This window comes from Acidobacteriota bacterium, from assembly GCA_009861545.1.
In the GTDB taxonomy this organism is placed as follows: domain Bacteria; phylum Acidobacteriota; class Vicinamibacteria; order Vicinamibacterales; family UBA8438; genus WTFV01.
This window is the reverse complement of record VXME01000100.1, coordinates 1-22,670: the sequence shown is the minus strand read 5'-3', so window position 1 is coordinate 22,670 and position 22,670 is coordinate 1. Positions and strand designations below refer to the sequence as shown.

Here is a 22,670-nt window from a genome sequence, read left to right as displayed (position 1 = left end):
GAGCTCCGCTGGGAGGTCAACGCGCATCCAGGCCGAGAATCCACCCCTCGCCCGCCATCACTCTCGCCTCCTCGTCGCAATCGATCGATGCAGGCCGTGCGAGGCCGTCCGGGATGTGTTCGTCCATCCAGCGCACCGATGCAAGAACCTGGCACGCATCCTTGATGGGGTGCACGTCGTACGCGACATGGAATAGCGTCGGCCACATCTCCGCGAGTACCGTACCGTCGAGCTTCCGGTCCCAACCGGTCTCGAACGGCCAGAGCCTGACGTCCGGGCGCTGGAGGAGGCGATGCAGAACCGGGAGCCCGAGCAGCATCTGGGAGCCGACCGCACCCCTGGTGTAGAGCTTCCAGCAGGTCTGGATTCCGCGACCGGCGAGGCGCTCGTCCGCCAGCCGCCGTTCCGCGAATGGGCCGCCCCGGCGGTTGTCGGCCTTCGCGGTCAGCGTCGGACTCTCCTCGCTCGGCGGGCAGCCCCAGAACGGACCCGGCCGGTCGGCGTTGAGCTCGGCATTGAGTCTGGCGGCGACGTCGAAGCGGTTGTTCGAGTTGTCGGCTTCGTCGTTGATCCGTCGCGCGATCTCTGCGTACAGGTTCCGTTTCGCGGCCATGCCGCTCCCGAATGGGTAGCCGAACGGAAAATCAAAGGCCAGCAGGCTGGGCCCCTGGGTTTCATCAAGCAGACTCTCCAGGTGCGCAACCGCGTCGCTTCGAGTGCGGAAGTACTTTGGTCGAGGGTCGTCACCCGTCCGCTTCCAGGCGATCCAGATACTGTCCGCCGTCTCGCGAGCCGGACTCGGATGTGACCGCGCCGACCAGTCGACGGCGGCAATGAGCGCGAACCGGGTCGCACGTGCGACTCTCCGCTGCTTCTTCGCGTTCTCCAATCCGACGTTTGCGTTGGCGGCGTCGAGGACCGAGCGGGGAGGTGCACTCCTCTCCACTGTAATCCTGGTTGTGAGCCCCACTCGGGAGGCCATGTTCACCAGCTTGTCGATGGTGAACTTGCTGATTCGGCCGTTGACGAGTTCGCTCACGCGCGACCGCGGCACCCCGAACCGCAAGGCTGCCTCCGTCTGCGTGATCGCCTCGTGACCGATGTACGATTCAAGCGCATCCATGAGTTGAGAACGCAGCTTGAGGTTCGCCGCTTCTGCCGGATCGTCCGCGACGGCATCCCAAACGCTCTCGCTCGGGTGTATCTCCATAATCATGTCTCCCGCCGTTTACCGCGACCGAAGCGCCCTCAGTCGGGACCTCGCGAGCCGGATGTCCCGTGTCGGCGTCCTCCGTGTCCTCTTCGTGAACACGTGCAGCACGTAGACGGCATCGTCGAGATTCGTCACGTAGATGCTCCGGTAGATTTTGGTGTCGTCGCGAACCCTGATCTCCCTGACGCCGGGGCCGACACTGGGCGTGGGCTTCCAGTCATTCGGATCGAGTCCACGCTGAACCCGATCGAGTTGCCGGCCCATGTCCTGCCGCGCAGGTTTCGGCAAGGCGCGAAGATCGTTGAGCGACGACCCGATGAACCTTACCTCCCGTACTGGAGATTGTCGCAAGATTGAGACACTTCCTCAAGAGCCCGCGCCCCGCCGTGCCGCGCCGACGAGCACGTCACAATCGAGAAGCAAGGGTCGTGCCGCTGGATTCGCGGCCTTCGGTGCGGGGTGCTATCGTCGAGGTCGCACGGCGGTCGCACGATCGACGATGGAAACGAGGGTCGACGCAACCAGCGCGTAGGCGACGATGCGGGCAATCGCGGTCAGCAACGGCGTCAGGGCCGCAACCATTTCCAGCCGCGCCGCCGCGAGTACGACCAGCGGCACGAAGTAGCCGATCCCGTTCCAGCGTCCGATCGTGCTCATGCGAAGCTGTTTCCGGCGGTGGAGCCAGTACGAATCGAGCACGTACTGACCGAACGCCAGCGCGACCAGAACAGGCAGCACCGGCGGGACCGAGCCCGCCAGCGCCGCTCCGGCCAGGCAGGCGGTCACGAACAGGCAGTCGGTGGCGTGATCGAAGAGCTGACCGCCGGCCGACGCCGTGCCCTGCCGGCGAGCCACGACGCCGTCGAAGTAGTCGCTGCCGATGGCCGCAGCCAGCAGCAGTGCGACCACGAAGGGGCTCAGGGAATCCGGGCGCGCGAACGCGACGGCGAGCGGCAGCGCCAGGGCGAGCCGCAAGCCGGTGAGCAGGTGAGCCTGAATTCTCATGAGATCTTCGGCGGTTGGGCTAATTCAAAATGAGTTTTTGAATTAGCCGGCTGCCGTAGTACATTCTGTTCGTGATCCATCGCAACCTCGCCGCGGAGTTGGACCGAGCCGCTACCTGGGCCCCGTCCATCACGCTCACCGGTCCCCGGCAGAGCGGAAAGACGACGCTGTGTCAGGCGGCGTTTCCGGATCATCCCTATCGCTCCCTCGAGTCGCCGGACGACAGGGCCTTCGCGCAGCGGGATCCAAGGGCGTTCCTGGCGCAGTTTCCGCGTGGTGCAGTTCTCGACGAGGTGCAGCGCGTACCGGATCTGCTGTCGTACCTGCAGGGCATCATCGACGCAGACCCGACTCCCGGACGCTGGATACTGAGCGGGTCCCAGAACTTCGCGCTGCTCGAATCGGTCACTCAGTCGCTGGCGGGGAGAACCGCCATGCATCAGCTCCTGCCCTTGTCCTGGGACGAGATCAGGCGCTTTGCCCAGTACCCCGCGAGTCTCGAAGACGCCCTGTTCGGTGGTGGCTACCCGCACATCCACAATCGGAACCTCAGCCCTTCCGACTGGCTGCGCTCCTACGTCGCGACCTACATCGAGCGGGACGTGCGCACGATCGGCAGCGTCGGCGATCTCGCCACATTTCAGCGCTTTGTCGAGCTCTGCGCCGGCCGAACCGCGCAACTTCTGAACTACTCGTCCCTGGCCGACGACTGCGGCATCTCGCAGCCGACCGCCAAGGCCTGGTTCAGCATTCTGGAGGCGAGCTTCATCGCCTTCCACCTGCCACCGTTCAGCATGAGGTTGCGCAAGCGTCTGATAAAGATGCCGAAGCTGTACTTTCACGACACCGGTCTGGCGTGCTGGCTGCTCGGGATTCGCGAGTCCGAGCAACTTCGGTCGCACCCGCTTCGCGGTGCACTGTTCGAGACCTGGGTAGTGTCGGAAGTCCTCAAGCATCGCACGCACGGCGGACGCAGCGGCGGTCTTTCGTTCTACCGGGACCGCCACGGGGCGGAGCTCGATCTCGTCGTCGAGGAACCGGACGACCTGACGCTCATCGAGGCGAAGTCTGCCGCCACGCCCGCGTCGAGCCTGTTGGCGGGTCTGGAGCGCGTGCGCCCCCATCTGCAGGATCTGCGGTCGCGATGCGATGCAGCCGTGGTCTACGGCGGGGACGATGTTCAGCAGCGCACGCCCGGCCGGTTGGTGCCGTGGCGCCTTGTACGCTCGGCTGCCCCTCCGAAGGTAGAGCCGCTCGTTCAGGTCTTCGTGGATGGGCGCCCTGTTCCCGATGCCGGCGTGCTCGCGGTGTTTCCCGACAGGACGTGGAAGTCGGCGAAAACAGACAAGCAGGGCCGGGCAACGATGAAATTGCTCCCACGTCATCTGCCGCTGACCGTGTTCGTTGCCAAGGATGGATTCGCCGCACACGAAGAACCGGCATGGATACCGGACGAACGCGCACTCCATGTTCGCTTGCAGGCGCGTCCGGGCGGCGGTGCCGGTGTCTTCGAAGGCGTGTTGCCCGGGAGTGAAGTCCCGGTGGTGGTCAAGAGGAAGGCGGTGACGATCGACCTTGTCGAAGGGGCGCATCGCGTCCTGGAACTCGACGCGGCGGAGGGACCGGATCCGACGGAGCCGGGCTGGGCGCGCCGTCGGCGGTTTCTGGTTCGGGTCGCCAAGGTCCTCGACGGAGCGGCGCTGGTGGAGTACAGCCCGGCCGACGATCAGCCCGCGACCAACCCGTAGGTGCCCGGTTGCCGAGCTACCCGAACAGCTCTCGTTGCGCCCGCGGCCAGAACGCGACCCCGATCAGGGCGTTGAACAGGATGAAGAAGTTGTGCTGCACGAAGCCGAACGCGGCCATCTGGCCCTCGTTCTCCGGAAACAGGATCACCCAGAACGTGATGGCGGCGGCGCGCATCGGCGTCGGCACCGCGGCGGCGAAGAAGACCACTGGCAGGTAGCCGAGCAGCGAGAGGAATGACGCCTCGACGCCGAACAGGCGTAGCGCGACGGTGTAGACGACGACCGCGGCCAGCAGCGCCGGCGAGCGCAACGCCAGGAACAGGGCGTAGTGCCGGAGTTGCGCCGTCCGGAAGGCGTGCAGGATCCGCTTGTCACGCAGGCCGCTGCCTGGCCACAATTTGCCGCTGAAGTACAGCACCCAGGCGACGAAGACGATCATCGCGCCGGCCGCGAGCCAGGGAACGAGCGCGAACGCCGGGGGCAGCGAACCGCCGCTGAAGGCGAAGCCGACCGTCGCCCAGAACAGCAGGTAGAACACCTCGCAGAACATCACGAACAGCATCACCGAGCCGACCTCCCAGCCCGGAACCCGGTGGCGCCGGTTCAGGTAGAAGGCCATCGCGCCCTTGCCGATCTGCTCGTTGAAGATCGAGATGATGTAGGCGCTCGCGCGGACCGGCAGGAGATCGCGGTAGCGGATGGGCGAGATGAACCAGTTCAGGGCGCGGCTCACCACCAGCGTGTCGATGGCGAAGTAGAGGCCCGAGTAGGCCATCATGAGCGCGATCCAGGACAGCCACTCGACGTTGGCGAAGACGCCCGTCATGTAGTCGACCAGGGAGAGTTCCTCGCGTGCCGCGGCGCCGTTCAGCCGGAAGTAGAGATAGGCGAAGCAGGCGATGCTCAGGGCCAGGAACCCCAGGCGTCCCGCCAGGCCGCGGCCCGGGGGCGCGGGAGGGGCGTCGCCGGCCGGGGCGTCGCCGGCCGGCGCGTCGCCGGAAGGGGCGTCGCCGGGGGCTCGGGTCTCGACAGGTGTTTCGCTCATGGTGCTCGGGTCTCGCACAGTCGGGCCAGGGTGTCGGACAACGGGGTGAGGGCGGCGGCCGGGGCGCGGTCGACGCACAGATTCGCCTCGTCGGAGGTGATGACCTCGATTACCGCCGGCGTGAGGCCGCCGGTGCGGACCAGACCGGCGATTCCGGCCGCCAGCCTGGCCAGCCACACCGGCGTCGAGCGGACCGTCAGGTCGTGACCGAGCAGGCGTGCGGTCTGCTGCAGCAATTCACGCTGCGTGAGGATGGTCGGGCCGACCATGGCGCGGATCCGTACGCCGGCGCCTGACTCCCGGCAGTAGCCCAGGATGGCGCGGCACAGATCGTCGACGTCGAGCGGGCGCAGCCGGTGCGATCCGCCCCCCAGGACGCGGGCGGACCTGCCCGCCGCGGTGCGCAGCAGCGAGCGCCCGCCGGCCGTTGCGGGGCCCAGCAGCAGCGGGGTGCGGATGATCGTGGCCTTGAGCCCGGAGCCGATCACCAGGCGCTCGGCCTCGCCCTTGGAGCGGAAGTAGCCGTTCGGGGAACGCGGATCCGCTCCCAGGGAGCTGACGAGCACGATGTGCCGCACCCCCGCCGACTGCGCCGCGGCGACCAGCGCCCGCGTGCTCTCGACGTTGCCGGTCCGGTAGCTCGTCGTCCGGCTCTCGAAGAGAATGCCCGCCAGGTGCACGACGCAGCCGGCGCCGGTCAGCGCCTCGACGAGGCGTTCGGGTTGGTCGTAGGTGACGACGCGGAACGCGATGCGCGGCGAGCGGGGCAGGACTTCCAGCGCCGCCTCCCGGCGCACCAGGGCCACCGCACGCGCCGTGTCCCGACCGGCGATCTGCGCGAGCAGCGCCTTGCCGACCGCACTGTTGGCTCCAGTGATCGCCACGGCGCCGCGGCCGGCGTCCTGGTTCACCGCGGCGTCCAAAAGAAGACCTCCCAGGTGCTGAGCGGCTCGGCCTGGCCCTGAATCATGCCGCCCGAGGGGCCCGCGTCCATGCGCATGCCGTTCTTCCCGCCGTAGGCCTCGAGCAGCGGCAGGCGGTCGTCGCCCAGGATCTCGGTCGCCCGCATGGCATAGGTGGCGTCGCCGATCCGCAGCCAGCCGTCCGGATTCGCCCGCGCCTGGCGCGCCCAGTAGCCGCCGTCGGGCCGGGTCGCGGTGATCACGCCGTCCTCGGCGCCGGCGTAGACGACGTTGACGACGAACGGGGGAAAGCCGCCCGTCTTGAGCTGGATCACGCGCTGGTCGTCCACCGTGCGCCAGTCAACCGGCGGCGGCGTCGGGGCCCCGCCGATTCGCACCCCCGCGATCCGGTTCCAGGGCGTCACGAAGACGTAGACGAGCACCATGATCGCGGCGACCGCGGCCAGCGTGATGCTCTCGATCTGCCTGTCCGTCATTGCAGTCTCCCGTCTGCCGGTACGCGTACGCCGCGTCGGCCGAATCCGGCGCGCTCCGGCGCGCCGGCTCATGCTATGGTAGGCGATCAACCGGGAATCCGTATCGACTGTGGAGGTCTTGCGATGACACGTGGACGATCGACGACGAGGCTGGCGCTGATCGCGCTGGCCGGACTGCTGGCCCTGCCGGCCCTGGCCCTGGCGCAGGACGATGCGCCGCGGACCGACTGGGACGCGCCGGATCTGCAGGGAATCTGGGACTTTCGGACCATCACCCCGATGGAGCGGCCCGAGGACCTGGGCGACAAGGCGTTTCTGACCGAAGAGGAAGCGGCCGAGCGCGAGCGGAACGCGGTCGAGCGCGACATCGAGCTCTGGGAGGCCGACGCCCGGCGCACCGAGGCCGGCGGAAGCGTTGGCGGCTACAACAACTTCTGGATGGACCGGGGCACGCGCGTCATCGGCACGCGGCGCACCTCGCTGATCATCGATCCGCCCAACGGACGGCTGCCCGAGATGACCGAGGCGGGCGAGGCGCGCCGCGCCGACGGCCGCGGCTCGTTCAGCGATCGGATCCAGAATTCCTACACCGACTTCAGCAACGCCGACCGCTGCCTGACGGGCTTCAACGCCGGACCGCCGATCACGCCGGGCGGCTACAACCAGAACGTGCAGATCTTCCAGACCCCCGACGAGGTGGTGCTGCTCACCGAGATGGTGCACACGGTGCGCGTGGTGCCGATCGACGGACGTTCGGATCTCGATGAAGAGCTCGCGCAGTGGTCCGGCGTCTCCCGCGGGCGCTGGGAAGGCGACACCCTCGTGGTCGAGACCGCCAACTTCGACGTCGACCGCAACTGGCGGGGCGCGAGCGCCGAGATGCGTCTCGAGGAGCGCTTCACCCGCGTCGACGGAGACACCCTGGAGTACGAGTACACCGTGACCGACCCCGAGACCTGGGTCGCGCCGTGGACGGTGAACCTGCCGATGGTGCGCAGCGACCTGCCGCTGTTCGAGTACGCCTGCCACGAGGGCAACTACTCGATGGAGACGATGCTCACGGGCGCGCGGGCCGACGAAGCGGCCGCCGCGGCTGCCAAATAGGGCCGCGACTTCACGCTCCGGGCGCCCGGACCACTCTCCGGGCGCCCACGCCCACCCGGACCACGTTCGGGCGCCGACGCCCGGACCACGTTTCCGGGCGCCCAACGCTTTCACTGCGTTCCTGCCAGCATGAGCGACGTCCGGCCGGACTGGGACCATCTGTTTCGGCGCGCCCGGACGGTGGCCCGCAATGCCTACGCCCCCTACTCGGGCTACTACGTGGGGGCCGCCGGGCTCGTCGACGACGGCCGCGTCGTCGAGGGCTGCAACGTCGAGAACGCCTCCTACGGGCTTGCGCTCTGCGCCGAGTGCTCGCTCGTCTGTGCACTGCACTCCAGTGGCGGGGGCAAGCTTCTCGCCGTGGCTGTCGTGGCCGGAAGAAACCTCGACGATCTGCAGCCGGGCAAGCCGTGCGGGCGGTGTCGACAACTGTTGTTCGAAGCGGGTGGAGGAACCCTGCTCGTCAACGAACATCACACGCTGCGCGACATGCTTCCCGACGCGTTCGGACCGGACGAGATTCGTTGACCGGCCGTGCGGCGCCGACCCCGATTCACGCATCGCAGCCGCGCGGGGCTACGGGATGTCGATGGCCACCAGCGTCAGGTCGTCGTCGAGCGTGAGCGTCGGCCGGCCGGTCCACCGCCGGACCTTTTCGAGCAGGTAGTCGGCCCAGCTTTCGAGGTCGACGTCGGGTCGCTCGCGGAGCGTGCTCTTGACCTGCTCGACGGAGAAGTGGCGGCCGCTGGGGGAGGCGGCCTCGGTGACGCCGTCGGTGTAGAACAGGAGCCGGTCGCCCGGCTCGAGCGCCATCCGCGTTGCGCCGTAACGCTCGTCGGCCAGAAGGCCGATGGCGGCGTCGGCGATTCCGATCTCGCGCACGGTAAAGGCGCCGCGACGCCGGAGCAGGGGCGGCGGGTGGCCGGCGTTCGCGATCGCGATTCGTCCCGCCTGCGTATCGACGACGGCGTACACGACGGTGACCAGGTGCGCGTCGAGCTGATCGTGCAGCCGTTGGTTGATCTCGTGTACGACCTCGGCCGGGTCGTCGGCGATGCGCGACTGCGCGGCAGCGGCGGTTTTCAGCATCGAAGCGATCAGGGCGGCCGGAATGCCGTGACCGGTGACGTCGGCCACCAGGACTGCAAAGCGATGCTCGTCGATCGGGACGAAGTCGTAGAAGTCCCCGCCCACGGCTTCCATGGGGATATAGCGGACCGCGTGCCGGCACGTGCTCGGATGGACGCTCTCGGGAGGCAGCAGCGACTGCTGAATCTGGCGGGCGGTCCGGAGCTGCGTGGAGAGCGTGCCGAGCTGGCGCTGGTTGGCCCGGGCGCGCAGCAGGATGGAGTAGCCGAGACCGGCCATGAACGCCAGGACCCCCAAGGGTCTGGCGCGCGCCGTCCACTCGAGGACCCCGGCGGTGACCAGCACGTCGTGGATCGTGCAGAGCACCACGATTCCGAAACCGTAGAGGACGTACACGTCCTCGGGGCGGGTCTTGAGCGACCCGGTGACGAGGTTGACGACCAGGACGACGCGATAGACCACGACGAGGACGCCGTAGGGCTCCATCGAGTGGCCGGGAGCCGCGGTGTACAAGTCGACGGCCGTCGCGACGACGGCGAAGACGAGGTGGAACTGCCATATGCGGCGGAACGAGTTCCACAGCCCGGAACCCCAGTACTGCTCCAGGAAGATGTAGGCGGCGGCCGAGACGAAGTACAGACAGATGGGACCGCTGTAGTCGAAGACCGCGTCGGGCAGGCCGGAGGCGAGGCGGACCGCTTCGATGTCGCCGAGGGCACGGATGCCGTGCAGCAGAATGGCCGCGCCGAAGGCGGGCACCTCGTAGGAGCGGGCGGAACGGAATGCCACCCCCAGCACGACGAGGGCGAGTCCGGTCGAGAAGAGGATCGTCCCGTAGGCGATCTCCACGATTTCCGCCGTCAGGGTCTGCGTCTCTGCCACGTGCTCGCGCCAATGGTAGTCGAGGCTGAACGGAGCCGGCTTGCAGGGTGGCCGACCGGGATGCCGGCGCGGGTGCCGACGCGCGGTTCGGGCGGACCCGCAGGTTCAAGCGTCGATGGCCGCGAGAGCGTCGTTCCGGGTGCCGTAGATGTCGATGACGCGGTGGATGCCGGAGATGCGAAAGACCTCGGAGACGTGCGGCTTGAGGTTGCACAGGGCGAAGCGCCCCTGGCGTGCCCGCAGCGCCTTGGCGGCGATCAGGACGATGCGGAGGGCGGAGCTGCCGACGAAATCGAGGTGGTCGAAGTCCAGGGCCAGCCGCGTGGCGCCCTTGCCGAGATGGACCATCACCTGCCGCTCGAAATCGGCGGTCGAGGTGGTGTCCAGCCGCCCGCGCGGCGTGAGGATGAGCGTCTCTCTCTCGTGGTCCACGTCGATGCGGATCGTGTCGGTCACGCAGAGAAGACTACCGCAGACCGGGCTGCTAGAATCGAGGCGGAGGGATTGACATTGTCCCGGGAGAGATCCCAGCGAGGAGACCGCCATGTGTGATGAGAGAACCGTTGCCGACCACGTCAGGTACCTGCGCGCGAAGGGGCTGACCCGGCGCGAGTTCGGGGCCGTATCGGCCGGCGCCGGACTGGCGATGTTGTTGCCCCGGGCGGCCAACGCCCAGGACGTCACCGAATCCGAAATCGACGTCACGACCCCCGACGGCGTGTGCGACAGCTACTTCGTGCACCCCTCGAGCGGCGCCCATCCCGGCGTTCTCATCTGGCCCGACGCCTTCGGCCTGCGACCGGCGAAGCGGCAGATGGCGAAGCGGCTGGCGGAGTCCGGCTATTCCGTGCTGGTGGTGAACCAGTACTACCGGTCGCAGCGCGCGCCCATCGTGGACTCGACGAACTTCGCCGAGGTGGCCCCCATCGTCAGGCCGCTGATGGGCACGCTGAACGCGGAGACCCACGTGCGGGACGCGCAGGCGTTCGTGGGCTTCCTCGACAGCCAGTCGTCGGTGGACAGCAACCGGAAGATGGGGACCATGGGCTACTGCATGGGCGGCCCGATCACCATGCGGACGGCCGCGGCCCTGCCCGACCGCATCGGCGCGGGCGCCTCGTTCCACGGCGGCGGCCTCGTCACCGACCAGCCGGACAGCCCGCACCTGCTCGTGCCGCAGATGACGGCGCACTACCTGTTCGCTATTTCCGAGGACGACGACGAGGCCGAGCCCGAGGCGAAGAACGTCCTGCGCGACGTGTTCGCGGAGGCCGGGCTGCCGGCGGAGATCGAGGTGTACGAGGGCGCGCTGCACGGCTGGTGCCCGCCGGACACGCAGGTCTACCACGAGGCGCAGGCGGAGCGGGCGTGGAGCCGTCTGCTCGCCCTGTTCGAGACCGCGCTCTGACGAACGCGCGTTCCCGGAACGCATCGCCGCGCTTCCTGCGTCCCGCGGCGAGGCGGCGCCCGGCCGTCGCGGCGATGCGTTCCACACCTTCCGCGTCTCGGGCATGAGCCGGCAACCGGCGCCGCGCATCACGACCTGTCCGCTCTGCGAGGCGATGTGCGGCCTGCTGGTCGAGGTCGACGGCCGGCGCATCCGGTCGGTCCGCGGCGATCCCGACGATCCCTTCAGCCGCGGCTATGTCTGCCCGAAGGCGGCGGCGCTCGCCGATCTGCACCACGATCCCGAGCGTATTCGGACGCCCCTCATCCGCACGGGCTCGGACTGGCGCGAGGCTTCCTGGGACGAGGCCCTCGATCGCGCCGCCGGCGGGCTGGCCGGCGTCCGCCGCCGGCACGGCCGCGATGCGGTCGGGCTCTACTACGGCAATCCCGTCGCGCACAACCTCGGCCTGCTGACCCACGGGCTCGCCTTTCGGCGGGCGTTCGGGACGCGCAACGTCTACTCGGCGAGCTCCGCCGATCAGCTTCCGCAGATGCTGGCCGCGTTGCGCATGTTCGGACACTTCGGGCTGATCCCGGTGCCGGACGTGGACCGGACCGACTTCTTTCTCGTCATCGGCGCCAATCCCCTCGTCTCCAACGGCAGCCTCATGAGCGCGCCCGACATGCGCCGCCGCCTCGCCGGCATCCGGGCGCGCGGCGGGCGCGTGGTGGTCGTCGATCCGCGCCGCACCGAGACCGCCGACGCGGCGGACACGCATCTCGCCATCCGGCCGGGCGCCGACGCCCTCTTGCTGGCCGCCCTGCTGCAGGTGATCTTCGCGCAGGGACGGGTGCGCCTCGGCCGGCTGGCGGGCCGCGTCAACGGTATCGATGCGCTGGCCGCTCTCGTCGGCGATCTGACTCCCGAGCGCGTGGCCCCGCGCACCGGGATCGCCCCCGCGGCGATACGCCGCCTCGCGGTCGACTTCGCGCACGCCGAACGGGCCGCGTGCTACGGCCGCGTGGGGCTCTGCACGCAGCGCCACGGGACGCTCGCGGCGTGGCTGCAACAGGCGCTGAACCTGGCGACCGGCCGGCTGGACGAGGTCGGCGGCATGCTGCTGCCGACGCCTGCCGTCGACGTGCTGGGCATTCTCGCCCGACTGGGCTGGCGCGGGACCTTCGACCGCTGGCGGAGCGGCGCGCGGAATCTGCCGGAGTTCGGCGGCGAACTGCCGGTCGCGGGGCTGGCGGACGAGATCGAGCACGCCGGCCCGCGGTCGGTCCGCGCGTTGCTGACCGTGGCCGGCAACCCGGTCCTGTCAGCCCCGAACGGACGGCGCCTCGAGCGGGCGCTGGGGACGCTGGAGCACATGGTCGCGGTCGATCTCTACCTCAACGAGACCACGCGCCACGCCCACGTCCTGCTGCCGCCGGCGCCGCCGCTCGCCCGCCCGCATTACGACCTGGCGCTCAACGCCTTCGCCGTGCGCAACGTGGCGAAGTACGCCGAGCCCGCGGTTCCCGGGTCTCCGGCGCAGCGTCACGACTGGGAGATCCTGGCGGAGCTGGGTGGCCGCGCGCTCGCGCCGCGGCCGCTGCGCCGGCTGGTCACCCGGGCGGCCCGGGCGCTGCGGCCGGAGCGGGTCCTCGACCTGCTGCTGCGACTGGGGCCGCACGACCTGACGCTAGCCCGGCTGCGCGCCACGCCGCACGGTGTCGACCTCGGCCCGCTCCAGCCGGGGCGTCTCGCCGGCCGCGTCGCCACGCCGGACGGACGGATCGACATCGCTCCCGAGGCGTTCGTGCGCGAGGCGCGCAACCGCCTCCTCCCCGAGGCCGACGGCGACGGGGCGAGCGGACTGGTGCTGATCGGGAGACGCCAGTCCAGGAGCAACAACTCCTGGATGCACAACAGCCGGCGCCTGGTGAAGGGACCGGCGCGCTGCACGCTCCTCGTCCATCCCGAGGACGCGGAAGCGCGCCGGCTCCTCACCGGCGATCTGGCGGAGATCGGATCGGCGGCCGGCAGCGTGACCGTCCCGGTCGAGGTCACCGACTCGATGCGGCCCGGCGTCGTCAGCCTGCCGCACGGGTGGGGCCACGACCGCGAAGGCAGCCGCCTCGGCGTCGCACGCGCGCACGCCGGCGCGAGCGCCAACGACGTGACGAGCGAGCTTCACCTCGATACGCTGAGCGGCAACGCCGCCTTCAACGGCCTGCCGGTGACCGTGCGGCGCCGGCCCTGACACCCGCCTTTCGGCACGCGTCGCCCGCTTGCCTCGTCAGACCCGCGGGAGCCGGTAGACCCGCAACGCGGTGTCGTGGAACATCGCCGCCCGCTCGTCGGCCGAGAACCCCTGCGTCAGCTTCTTGAACTGGTTCCAGAGCACGGTGTACGAGCACGACAGCTTGTCGACCGGGAAGTTGCTCTCGAACATGCAGCGCCGCGGCCCGAACGCCTCGATGATGTGGCGATACCAGTCGCCGTTGGCCTCGAGCAACTCGTCCGAGGTCGGCGGCCGGTCGCGCTCGTGCCAGCCGTAGCCGTTAACGACCATCTGGATCCCACCCACCTTCGCCACCACGTTCGGACGTCGGGCCAGCTCGGTCACGGCCGGCCTCCAGACCTCGAAGACCTCGTCATGGCGTCCGGCGTAGGGCCCGATCCCGATGGGCCCGCCGAGGTGGTTGAAGATGATGGTCGTGTCGGGGAACGCATCCGCGAGGTCGGCCAGGTCTGCAATGTGGGTGTGATAAAGCCAGCCCTCGAACGTGAGTCCGTAGGGGCGCAGGTGCGCGTAGCCACGACGGAACTCGGGATCGAGAAGCAGATGCTCGGGTCCGGTCGGACGCCGCGCCACGACGGGCGGCTCCGCCCAGGCGGCCCGATGGCGGACGCCCCGGAAGCGCTGCGGGCTGGCCGCGATCTGCGCCTCGAGCACCGGCGCCACGCGGTCGCCGAGGAGCAGGTTGGCCGATCCCACGATGCCGGTCGCCACCCGGGTCTCACCGTACTGGCCGCTCGCGCTCATGGCGGCGACGCCCTCCACGAACTCCGTCTCGCCCACGATACGGAGCTCCTCCGGACCGTCCGCCCGATACATCGAGGTGCACTCGACGAAGACGGTCTGACGGACGTTGTGTGTGTTCGTGTCCTCGAGCAGCTCATCCAACAGGTAGCGGTTGCCCGGGCGATCCCACAGGTGGTGGTGCGGGTCGATGATGGGCAGCTCCGGCTCCAGCACGGCCTCGTCAGTCAATGCCAGCCAGTCGGCGCGAGGACCGCTCGGCGCCGCCGGGCGCTGGGTCCGGGCACGAGCGCGCATCGAGCCGGGCAGACCTGCCGTTACCGCCGCGGCCCCGAGGGCTCCCGCCGCCGCTCGACCGAAGAACGTCCGTCGTGTGATGTCATCCATGGTCGTCACTCCCTACTCCAGCCGCCTACGCGATGGCCCACGGGACCGGCGGCGCCTACCCCGCGGGGCGATTGGTGGTGTCCGAGCGATCGGGACTAGAGCGAGGAGGGCAGGGGGGACCGCGGCAGAAGTGGACGCCGAGGCAGACGTCACGCTCGGCCTTGGCCTGCAGCGGTGTGAGCGTGTGGGCGACAGCCTCGAGTCCGACGTGCGCGTGCTGTGTCTCGATGGCGGAGGCATGGTGCGCGTGGCAGACCGCACAATGGTCGTCGGGCGCGCCGGTCCCGTGGCCATGAAAGAACCCACTGGCCGGTCCGATCGCTAACGCAACCAACATGACCGTGATGGCCGGGACCAACCACCGTCCCCGCGGTATCGACACCATTGCCAGTTACCTAACCGCAGACCTTGAACGCTTGTCAAGCCGTCCTCGTTGTTGAAGGATGAGAGCATGATCGCGCTCCAGGTCGCGCGACGGGACCTGCTGGAGATGTCGCGCGACGGTCGTCTGCGCTGGGCCGTGGGTGTGCTTCTGCTGCTGCTCGCCGTCTCCGTGTGGGTCGGCTGGACGCGCTCCACCCAGGCCGCCGCCCTGCGGCGGGCGGCTACGGACGTACAGCACGAGGCCTGGCTCGAGAAGGGGGCGATGCATCCGCACATGGCGGCCCACTACGGCATGTTCCTGTTCAAGCCCGTGCCGCCCCTGGCCGCCGTCGACCGGGGGATCGACGACTATGTCGGATCGTTCGTCTTTCTCGAAGCCCACAAGCAGAACCTCTTCGCGGGACGGCCCGCCGCCGATGCCTCCCCGGGCGCACGCTTCGGCGAGCTGACGGCCGCCACGGCGCTACAGATCCTCGTGCCGCTGGTGATCGTGCTCCTCACGTTCTCCACGTTCGCCGGCGAGCGGGAGCAGGGCACGCTGCGCCAGGCGCTCGCCACCGGTGTGCGCGGCTGGGAGCTCGTCCTTGGAAAGACCGTGGCCGTCGCCTTGCTCCTCGCCTGCGTGCTGCTTCCCGCCGCGCTACTGGGGGCAGGACTCGCGCTGGCCGACGCTTCGGAAGTGCGGGAGGAAGTGGGCCGCGCCGCCGCGCTCGCGCTCGTCTACCTCGCGTATTTCACGATCTGGGGCGCAGTGGGGCTCTGGGTGTCGGCCCGCGCGGGTACGAGCCGGCAGGCGTTGGCGGGGCTGCTCGCGTTCTGGTTCGCCACCTGTCTGCTCGCGCCGCGGCTCGGTGCCGATCTTGCGGGCTTCGTCCATCCCGCCCCGCTCGCGACGGCCTTCGACGCCGACATCGAAGAGGATTTCGCGCGGATGATCCCCTTCCCGCAGCGCGTGGAGGCGGTGACGAAGCGCCTCGTCTCCGAGTACGGCGTGGCCGGCCCCGAGGCGCTGCCGGTCAGTCCCATCGGCTTTGCGCTCTCCGAGGGCGAAGCCGAGAGCAGTCACATCTACCGCCGCCACCTCGACGCACTATTCGACATCTACGAACGGCAGGAGCAGGTCGGACGCATCGTCGGACTGCTGGCGCCGGCGCTGGCCTTGCAGCACGTCTCGAATGCGCTGTCCGGCACCGACCTCGCGCACCACCGCCGCTTCGCCGCCGCCGCGGAAGCCTATCGCCTGGACCTGGTGCAGCCGCTCAACCGCGCCATCGCCGTGAACGACGAGATCGCGCAGCGTCCCGGCGACGAGACGTTCTACGCGGGTTATCTTCGCGGTCGCGACCTCTGGGCCGAGCTGCCGCGATTCGAGTACGTGCGGCCTCCGCTGGCCTGGGCGGCGAGCTACACGTGGACATCCACCGCCACGCTCCTCCTCTGGCTGACGGCTGCCACCGCCGGCCTGCTGGCCTCGGTCCGGAGGTTGCATGTCTGAGCGTTCGGGCACGTTGGGCACGGTGCTTCGCCACGAATGGCGCCTGCTGCGCGCCGATCGCGCCGTGGTCACGGTGCTCGTCCTCTTCGTCGCCCTCGCGGCTTATGCGCTGGGCACCGGGGAACGGCGCGCCTCCGCGCACCGTTCCGCCCTCGAGCGGGTGGCCGAGGCAGGCCGCCGGACCGTGGCCGAGCTCCGGCAACAGGCCATGGACGCCGAACGTCGTCTGGGGGCGCCGTCGGACCGGCCACCCGAATACGGCCCTCGCGATCCGGAGTTCGTGCTCGCCGCGACGCGGCAGCGGAACGTCGTCCTGCCACCCTCCCCGCACGAGGCCCTCGCCGTCGGCCGCACGGACCTCTACCCGGACGTCTACTCGGTCATGACGCTGGAGATCGGGATCAATCCCTACCCGCAGGCACTGCCGTCGAAGGGCGCCGGGCCGATCTTCGGCCGTGCGATCGAGAACGTGACCAGCCCGCGCAGGCTGCTCGTCGGTCACTTCGATCTGCTGTTCGTGATGGTCTACGGCTATCCGTTGATCATCGCGCTCACCTGCAACCTGCTCGCCACCGAGCGCGAGGAGGGCACGCTGGCGCTCGTACTTGCCCAGCCCATCCGGCTGCGGACGCTGGTGGCCGCGAAGATCGCGTTGCGCGGCGTGCTGATCGTCGGCCTCGCCCTCCTGTGCCCGGTGATCGGGATCGCCGCATCGACCGGCTTCGCCGCGCCCGGTGACGGCACGCGCCTGCTGCTGTGGGCCGCCACTGTCGTGCTCTACGGCGCCTTCTGGCTCGCGCTCGCGGCCTGGATCAACGCATCCGGCCGCGGCTCCGCGCACAACGTGATGGTGCTGGCCGTCTTGTGGATTGTCCTGGTGGTCGTGCTCCCGTCCGCGCTCACGCTCGCGGCCACCGAGCTGCACCCGGTGCCGCCTCGCATCGAGCTCGTGGAGGCCGCGCGCCGCGCGCGCAACGAGGCGCGCGTGACCGCCAACGAGGAGGCGTTGCGCCGCCAGTTCCTCGAACGGCACCGCGATCGCATCCACGACCAGGCGTCGATGCACGCGGCGATGACCACCATCGTCGAGCCGGCGCCGGTGGGCAACCCGCTGCTCGACGGTTTCTTCGCGCGGCATCCGAAGCTCGCCGGCGATCGCCGCTTCACGCAGATGAGCCTCTTCTACGTGCTGCTGGCGGCACAGGAGGAGGCGGTCGCGCGCCGCACGGCGGCGGTTCGGGATCGCATCGCCGACAGCCTGGTCTCGCGCCGCGCGTTTCTCGATCGGTGGGCATGGCTGGCGCCGGCCTCCCTCGTGCAACGCGTGCTCAGCGACGCGGCCGGTACGGGTGAGGCCCGCTATCGACGCTTCTTCGAACTGGCGGCCGTCTATCAGGCGGAGCAGCGCGCCTTTTTCTGGCCGCGTGTGTTCCATGCGGCGGCGCTCTCGCCCGCGGACTACGACCGCTTGCCGACCTTCGAGTATGTGGAAGAACCCGCCGGATCGATCGTGCGGCGGTCTCTGGCCGCGCTCGCCGCGCTCGCCGCGTTCGCCGCGTTCGGGACCTCCGGCGCGGTCGTCGCCTTCCGTCGCTTTTGCGCGGTGTGATCGGTCGTCTATTCGCTCCTCAGTGACTGCGCGGGGTCGAGCCGCGAAGCCCGGACGGCCGGCCACAGCGACGCCAAGAGTCCGGCTGCTGTCAGACAGCCCGCCACCGGCGCGTAGATGGCCCAGTCGAGCACGGCAACATCGACCAACAAGTGCGCGATCGTACGGAGAGCTCCCACCGAGAGCACCAGCCCGATCGCGAGTCCGAGCAGGACCAATGCCATTCCGCGTCGAACGACCATGGCCCGTACGCCCGCCGGCGTTGCCCCGAGCGCCAACCGGATCCCGATGTCCCGCGCGCGCACCGCAACGGAGTAGCTCAGCAATCCGTACAACCCGACGCTGGCGAGCAACAGCGCCAACGCCGCAAACACCGAGAACAATACGCCCCAGAGCCTTCGCTGCCACAGCGCGCCGTCGATTCGTTCCGTCATGCTCTGGATCGAGACGATGGCCGCGTTCCGGTCCTCCTGCGAGATCGCTTCCCGAATCGCGCTTGACACCGCGGTCTGGTCCAGACGCGTGCGCAAGACGTAGTAGCCGCCGCCCACCGGCCATTGCGTGAACGGGTAGTACAGTTCGATCGCGTCACGCTCCGCGCCCTCATGCTTGACGTCACCGACCACCCCGACGACGCGGCAGTACGGGTTCGACGGTCCCACGGTGTCTCCCCACTGCACCATCTGCCCGATCGGGTTCCGCTCGCCGAAGAGCGCTCTTGCGCCGACCTCGTTGACGATGACCACCGGCGCGTTGTCGCTCGCGTCGGTGCGCTCGAAGAACCGACCTGCCGTCAAGGGAATCCGCATCGCTTCGAAGTAGTCCCACGAGACATCGGCTCCGGTCGTCGGCAACAGAAACTGCGTTTCCTCCTCCGCCAGGCCCTGAACCCGAAGCCGTCCGTGCCGCAACGCGCCGCCCGTATAGGGGAGCGAGTTGGTGACCGCCGCGCTCTCGACCCCGGGGATGGCATGCAGTCGCGCCAGCACCCGCTCGTGATACGCCGCGAGCAGCGCCGATCGTTCCGCGCGCGGCGCTTGCGAGAACTGGCTGTTGCGCACGTTCGCCACGATCAGATTCTCGGCCTCGAAACCGTGATCCGCGTTCTGCATCTGCACGAACGTCTTCATCAGGAGTCCCGCACCCAGCAAGAGCAGCAGCGAGGCGGCCACTTCCGTCACGACGAGCGCGGAGCGCCCCCAGGAATCGCCCGAGCTCCCCCGCGTGCCGTCCTTCAGCGCCTCGGTAAGATTCACTCGCGAACCCATTACGGCAGGCGCGACCCCGAGCGCCAGCCCGCTGAGCACCGTCGCCGCGAAGCAGAATGCCAGCACATGCGGGTCGACCGTGATGTGCATCCACATCGGCAGCGAGTCGGGCAGCAGTGTCTGGAACGCGCGGACGGCCACCCACGCGACGGCGGCGCCGCTGGCACCCCCGACGGCGGCGAGCAGCAGGCTCTCGGCCAGGAATCCCTTCGTCAGCTCGAACCGTCCCGCCCCCAGCGCCGCCTGCACCACGTACTGCTTGTGCTGCGTGAGAGCTCGTGCGAGCAGCAGATTCGCGACGTTGAAGATGCAGATCAGCAGCACCAACGACACACCGCCGGCCAGCAACGCCAGGTAGGGACGCACCTCGCCCACCTCGGCGTCGCGCAGAGGCACGAGACGAACACCGACGTCCTGGTTGGTCGTGGGAAACTCTGCCGCGAGTTGCCGGGCCACGGCGCCCATCTCGTCCTGCGCCTGCTCGAGAGATACGCCGGGCGCGAGGCGCGCGACGGTCGGGTACCACCGTTGATCACGCTGCTTCTCGCGATAGGTGTCCAGCCCCAGCGCGTACCAGCTCTCCATCGTGAGCCACAGCGTCGCCCGGTCCGGGTACCCGTATCCCGCGGGCATCACCCCGACCACTTCGAACTCTCCCATGGGCAGCCGGATCATGCTCCCCAGCGCGTCGGGCGCACCGCCGTAACGACGTTGCCACAGCCCATGGCCGAGTATCGCCTTGTTCACCGGTCCGCCCGTGCGATCTTCCTCTTCGGTGAAGAGCCGACCCAGGGCCGGTTGCACTCCCACCGCGTGCATGGCTTCCTGGTTCAACTGCGCGATGACGACGGCTTCCGCCAAACCGTCGCCCTCGATCTGCGAATCGAAGACGGTGTACCCGCCGATGTTCTCCAGCAGGGTCGAACGCCGGTTGTACTCTTCGATATCGAGCAGCGAGCAGTTTCTCTCCGCCCCCTGCTCGCCCTCCGCCACGGTGAACACGCGCACCAGGCGGTCCGCGTCCGGATAGGGGAACGGACGGAGAAGTATCGCGTAGACCAGGCTGAACACAGCCGTCGCAGCCCCGATTCCCAGGGCTATGGTCACCACCGCGGGAACGGCGAACGAAGGCGCGCGCCGCAATGCTCGCCACGACAGCTCGAAATGCTTGAGCCAACCTCGCGAGGCGCCCGGCTCGAAGCGATACGTCGTTTGCGTTGACATCAGGTCTCCCTCGCATCAGCTTCCGTGGCGTAGGAAAGGCGCGGCCGCGTCCGCGGCGAAGATGGAAGCCGCGCCGTCGGTCCCGGACTACACCGGTGGGGCGCGCGTGGGACGGATGCCGAAAGCGACGTGCAAGTTGCCGGCCGCAGGGGTGGAAACGACGGCGTGTGCGACGAGATTCGGTGCGGTCGGCGCGGGCGCGCCGTCCGCGGTGATCACGGACAGGTGGCGGAAGAGACACGCATCACAGTCCGTGTGACCGTCGGTCTGCGGGTCGGCGCCGTGCTCGTGGAGAGCGACGCCAAACGGCGCGAGCGCCATGAGCAGCACCGCCGCGATCGCCGCGATCCACCTCGACGGAGCCATGGGCCAATTCAAGGAGGAATGGCTGGCCAGAGTCAAGTTGCGTCGATCGCGCCCGTCCCCCGGCGTACTTGCTGTCGGCCTTGACAAGACCGACGCGCCACGTCCTCGCCACGTCCATCGAGGTCATGCGAGGCATGGATGGCAGAATCACCCGTGGCGGCCACTGCAGGGGCGCCGCGGCGGCGAGAACGGAGGAATCGTACGGGCGTCCGCTCCGTAGGGTGTCAGTTGGGGTGTCAAATCTCGGAAGGCGTGCCAAGCAGCATGTACATTTTATGCACACGGGACGCCGCGCGCCGGTCGACAGCCGGCTGAGCATGGCTGGGGCGCGTTCCTCGGTGAGGAGCCGGATGGCGCGTAGGCGTCCAGCCGTGCCGTGATCGCAAGCGTCCCTGGCGTCGAGGGCCTGCCGCCAGGGTTCATCGGCGTCGGCGGGATGGATCGCGCGGCGCCGCCTCGAACAGCCAGATCTCGCCCGCTTGCACGAGTTCCCGGCTGATGTTGTACGTGTACTTGTCGGCAATCGAGGCGGTGATGCCTTCGAGGATCGGACCCGACTCGATGCGCCGGAGCTGGCGCTCGTAGCGCTTGCCGTCGATGCGCAGCACCGCCCGGCCGTCGCGCTCGGCCTGGAGCGGCCAGCTCTTCCACAGCCGGCCGACCGCGCTGCGCATGTAGGCGGAGAAGACGTACAGCTTGCCGTCGTGCTCGCCGACCCAGATGGTGCGGGACCGCGGCGGGTCCTCCAACTGCAGCTCGATGGTCACGATGTCGTTGGTGAAGCTCCAGTCCGGCTCGGGGCCGGTGTGCAACTCGCCCGACACGAGGGGGCCGCCCGAGAATACGAAGTCCGAGCCGTCCGAAAGACGTTGCTTCGCGGCAGCAGTGAGGACCGCGGTGACCGGGATCAGCAGGAGGCAACCGACGACTATCAGCACCCTGGTGGCTAGATGCATGGTTCGCCGAGTCTACCACCGCCGGCACGTTGTCCGGGATCGACCCGCGTGCCGGCTGTAATGGGTGTCGCGGTGAACCAGAACTGGCTTTCGAGATCGCCGCGCACGAATTGACGTCGACCATGTCGTGAGCCGCCGGAAGCCGTGCAGACGGGTTGAACGAGTTGCTTGGAGAGGTCCGCGCCAATGCGGGCCAAGCGCCCTCTGTCGGACGGGCGACGGCATCGGACCCGGACGGCGACGCGCTGACGTATGCCTGGAGCGCCCCCGAGGGCAGCTTCAGCGGTGCGACGGACGGGGCGACGGCGCGCTGGACGGCGCCGGAGGCGACGGGCCGGGTGACGATCCGCGTGCGGGTCTCCGACGGGCGGGGCGGCTCGGCGTCGGAGCGACGGTGACCGTCGAGGTCACGAACCAACCGCCGGAGTTCGAGTCGACCCGGTACGCGTTCAAGCTGCGGGAGAACGTCGATGGCAGCCGGAAGCCGGTCGACCTCGGCGCGGTGGCGGCGTCGGACGCCGATGGCGACGAGGTGAGCTATGGGCTGGCGGTGGGCGACCGGTTGCGCTTCACCGTCGGGAGGCGGGACGGCATGGTGCGCGATGCCGGCCCGACGATCGTCAACGTGAACGAGCCGCCGGAGGCAGAGGACGACGAGGCGGCCACGGACGAGGACCACGAGTCGGCGGGCGCGCCGAATAGCTGGCGGCAAAGCCGACAGCGGAGCCTGCGATGGAGATAGCGTCGCGGGTCCGGGCGACCTGATCATCGACCCCAGCGTCGACGCCCACGTCGTCGTCGCCCCTCAACGCGACGACGGGGCAAGCTGGTGTGAAAGACGCAGAACCTCAGATGGACATCGGTCCAGCCGACTGCGAGTTGGATGATTTCGTGCAAGGACAGCAACTCGCCGACCATGGCGCGTGCTCCGATGTCCGATCGTTCGCACAGCGACCGTCGTCCTCGTGTCGGCCGCGGAGCGCAAGCTGCGGACTGCGTTGGTGGGAGTCTTGACCTAACTAGTGTTCGGTCGAAAACCCCGCAAGTGATTGATTCTACAGGGTGTAGCGCGGAT

Annotated in this window: 20 protein-coding genes; 9 read left to right on the top strand and 11 right to left on the bottom strand. The window is 69.0% G+C overall.

Annotated elements, in window-relative coordinates; genetic code table 11:
* Positions 1-16 precede the first annotated feature (16 nt).
* The 3 genes from F4X11_16405 to F4X11_16395 form a co-directional block, all read right to left on the bottom strand.
* The gene (locus F4X11_16405) at positions 17-1,216 is read right to left on the bottom strand and encodes a hypothetical protein (protein MYN66587.1); all 1,200 of its coding nucleotides are present in this window, start codon (positions 1,214-1,216) and stop codon (positions 17-19) included.
* Positions 1,217-1,228: 12 nt separating this feature from the next.
* Positions 1,229-1,477, bottom strand: coding sequence for a type II toxin-antitoxin system RelE/ParE family toxin (locus F4X11_16400; protein ID MYN66586.1), 249 nt, complete (start codon positions 1,475-1,477; stop codon positions 1,229-1,231).
* A 198-nt stretch (positions 1,478-1,675) separates the two neighbouring features.
* The gene (locus F4X11_16395) at positions 1,676-2,218 is read right to left on the bottom strand and encodes a CDP-alcohol phosphatidyltransferase family protein (GenBank protein ID MYN66585.1); all 543 of its coding nucleotides are present in this window, start codon (positions 2,216-2,218) and stop codon (positions 1,676-1,678) included.
* Positions 2,219-2,289: 71 nt separating this feature from the next.
* On the opposite strand from F4X11_16395, the gene F4X11_16390 reads away from it, so the two are divergent.
* Entirely contained in the window at positions 2,290-3,966 is a 1,677-nt protein-coding gene (locus F4X11_16390; protein MYN66584.1) for a DUF4143 domain-containing protein, read from the top strand.
* 16 nt (positions 3,967-3,982) lie between these two features.
* On the opposite strand, the gene F4X11_16385 is transcribed toward F4X11_16390, so the two are convergent.
* Positions 3,983-5,011: a hypothetical protein gene (locus F4X11_16385; protein ID MYN66583.1), complete on the bottom strand. Its 1,029-nt coding sequence runs from the start codon at positions 5,009-5,011 to the stop codon at positions 3,983-3,985.
* Complete coding sequence (locus F4X11_16380; GenBank protein MYN66582.1) at positions 5,008-6,273, bottom strand: NAD(P)H-binding protein; 1,266 nt, start codon at positions 6,271-6,273, stop codon at positions 5,008-5,010. Before F4X11_16380 ends, F4X11_16385 begins: the two co-directional genes overlap by 4 nt.
* 260 nt (positions 6,274-6,533) lie before the next feature.
* On the opposite strand from F4X11_16380, the gene F4X11_16375 reads away from it, so the two are divergent.
* Both F4X11_16375 and F4X11_16370 read left to right on the top strand, forming a co-directional pair.
* Positions 6,534-7,514, top strand: coding sequence for a hypothetical protein (locus F4X11_16375; GenBank protein MYN66581.1), 981 nt, complete (start codon positions 6,534-6,536; stop codon positions 7,512-7,514).
* 129 nt (positions 7,515-7,643) lie between these two features.
* A complete protein-coding gene (locus F4X11_16370) occupies positions 7,644-8,042 on the top strand; it encodes a cytidine deaminase (protein MYN66580.1) in 399 nt (132 codons plus the stop codon).
* A 48-nt stretch (positions 8,043-8,090) separates the two neighbouring features.
* Here the strand turns inward: F4X11_16370 and F4X11_16365 are convergent, their stop codons facing one another.
* Positions 8,091-9,485 carry a serine/threonine-protein phosphatase gene (locus F4X11_16365; protein MYN66579.1) on the bottom strand — a complete coding sequence of 465 codons (1,395 nt, stop codon included), beginning with the start codon at positions 9,483-9,485 and terminating at the stop codon, positions 8,091-8,093.
* A gap of 105 nt (positions 9,486-9,590) precedes the next feature.
* A complete protein-coding gene (locus tag F4X11_16360; GenBank protein MYN66578.1) occupies positions 9,591-10,031 on the bottom strand; it encodes an STAS domain-containing protein in 441 nt (146 codons plus the stop codon).
* Between F4X11_16360 and F4X11_16355 the strand changes: the two genes are divergently transcribed.
* Together F4X11_16355 and F4X11_16350 are read left to right on the top strand one after the other, a co-directional pair.
* Positions 10,030-10,893, top strand: a complete 864-nt coding sequence (locus F4X11_16355) for a dienelactone hydrolase family protein (GenBank protein MYN66577.1) — start codon at positions 10,030-10,032, stop codon at positions 10,891-10,893. The two genes, F4X11_16360 and F4X11_16355, sit on opposite strands and share 2 nt — an antisense overlap.
* A gap of 103 nt (positions 10,894-10,996) precedes the next feature.
* Complete coding sequence (locus F4X11_16350) at positions 10,997-13,123, top strand: molybdopterin-dependent oxidoreductase (GenBank protein ID MYN66576.1); 2,127 nt, start codon at positions 10,997-10,999, stop codon at positions 13,121-13,123.
* A 36-nt stretch (positions 13,124-13,159) separates the two neighbouring features.
* Here the strand turns inward: F4X11_16350 and F4X11_16345 are convergent, their stop codons facing one another.
* On the bottom strand, positions 13,160-14,203 hold the full coding sequence (locus F4X11_16345) for an amidohydrolase family protein (protein MYN66575.1): 1,044 nt from the start codon (positions 14,201-14,203) through the stop codon (positions 13,160-13,162).
* A gap of 541 nt (positions 14,204-14,744) precedes the next feature.
* Here F4X11_16345 and F4X11_16340 point away from each other — a divergent pair.
* A complete protein-coding gene (locus F4X11_16340; protein ID MYN66574.1) occupies positions 14,745-16,172 on the top strand; it encodes a DUF3526 domain-containing protein in 1,428 nt (475 codons plus the stop codon).
* Positions 16,165-17,781: a DUF3526 domain-containing protein gene (locus F4X11_16335; GenBank protein ID MYN66573.1), complete on the top strand. Its 1,617-nt coding sequence runs from the start codon at positions 16,165-16,167 to the stop codon at positions 17,779-17,781. The genes F4X11_16340 and F4X11_16335 overlap by 8 nt, the downstream gene beginning before the upstream one ends.
* An 8-nt stretch (positions 17,782-17,789) precedes the next feature.
* Here F4X11_16335 and F4X11_16330 read toward each other — a convergent pair whose 3' ends face one another.
* The 3 genes from F4X11_16330 to F4X11_16320 form a co-directional block, all read right to left on the bottom strand.
* Positions 17,790-20,273, bottom strand: coding sequence for an ABC transporter permease (locus F4X11_16330; protein MYN66572.1), 2,484 nt, complete (start codon positions 20,271-20,273; stop codon positions 17,790-17,792).
* Positions 20,274-20,360: 87 nt separating this feature from the next.
* A complete protein-coding gene (locus F4X11_16325) occupies positions 20,361-20,639 on the bottom strand; it encodes a hypothetical protein (protein ID MYN66571.1) in 279 nt (92 codons plus the stop codon).
* A gap of 419 nt (positions 20,640-21,058) precedes the next feature.
* Positions 21,059-21,595, bottom strand: coding sequence for a hypothetical protein (locus F4X11_16320; protein ID MYN66570.1), 537 nt, complete (start codon positions 21,593-21,595; stop codon positions 21,059-21,061).
* 155 nt (positions 21,596-21,750) lie between these two features.
* Between F4X11_16320 and F4X11_16315 the strand changes: the two genes are divergently transcribed.
* Positions 21,751-21,993 (top strand): hypothetical protein, encoded by a 243-nt coding sequence (locus F4X11_16315; GenBank protein MYN66569.1) that lies wholly within the window; start codon positions 21,751-21,753, stop codon positions 21,991-21,993.
* A complete protein-coding gene (locus F4X11_16310; protein ID MYN66568.1) occupies positions 21,990-22,337 on the top strand; it encodes a hypothetical protein in 348 nt (115 codons plus the stop codon). Before F4X11_16315 ends, F4X11_16310 begins: the two co-directional genes overlap by 4 nt.
* Positions 22,338-22,670 lie beyond the last annotated feature (333 nt).

Bases quoted from the DNA above. Each gene is read 5' to 3' on its own strand.
- F4X11_16330 (MYN66572.1), bottom strand. From the start codon at position 20,273: ATGTCAACGCAAACGACGTATCGCTTCGAGCCGGGCGCCTCGCGAGGT.
- F4X11_16355 (MYN66577.1), top strand. From the start codon at position 10,030: ATGTGTGATGAGAGAACCGTTGCCGACCACGTCAGGTACCTGCGCGCG.
- F4X11_16335 (MYN66573.1), top strand. From the start codon at position 16,165: ATGTCTGAGCGTTCGGGCACGTTGGGCACGGTGCTTCGCCACGAATGG.
- F4X11_16325 (MYN66571.1), bottom strand. From the start codon at position 20,639: ATGGCTCCGTCGAGGTGGATCGCGGCGATCGCGGCGGTGCTGCTCATG.
- F4X11_16405 (MYN66587.1), bottom strand. From the start codon at position 1,216: ATGATTATGGAGATACACCCGAGCGAGAGCGTTTGGGATGCCGTCGCG.
- F4X11_16350 (MYN66576.1), top strand. From the start codon at position 10,997: ATGAGCCGGCAACCGGCGCCGCGCATCACGACCTGTCCGCTCTGCGAG.
- F4X11_16400 (MYN66586.1), bottom strand. From the start codon at position 1,477: ATGGGCCGGCAACTCGATCGGGTTCAGCGTGGACTCGATCCGAATGAC.
- F4X11_16375 (MYN66581.1), top strand. From the start codon at position 6,534: ATGACACGTGGACGATCGACGACGAGGCTGGCGCTGATCGCGCTGGCC.
- F4X11_16340 (MYN66574.1), top strand. From the start codon at position 14,745: ATGATCGCGCTCCAGGTCGCGCGACGGGACCTGCTGGAGATGTCGCGC.
- F4X11_16370 (MYN66580.1), top strand. From the start codon at position 7,644: ATGAGCGACGTCCGGCCGGACTGGGACCATCTGTTTCGGCGCGCCCGG.
- F4X11_16360 (MYN66578.1), bottom strand. From the start codon at position 10,031: ATGGCGGTCTCCTCGCTGGGATCTCTCCCGGGACAATGTCAATCCCTC.
- F4X11_16385 (MYN66583.1), bottom strand. From the start codon at position 5,011: ATGAGCGAAACACCTGTCGAGACCCGAGCCCCCGGCGACGCCCCTTCC.
- F4X11_16345 (MYN66575.1), bottom strand. From the start codon at position 14,203: ATGCGCGCTCGTGCCCGGACCCAGCGCCCGGCGGCGCCGAGCGGTCCT.
- F4X11_16320 (MYN66570.1), bottom strand. From the start codon at position 21,595: ATGCATCTAGCCACCAGGGTGCTGATAGTCGTCGGTTGCCTCCTGCTG.
- F4X11_16395 (MYN66585.1), bottom strand. From the start codon at position 2,218: ATGAGAATTCAGGCTCACCTGCTCACCGGCTTGCGGCTCGCCCTGGCG.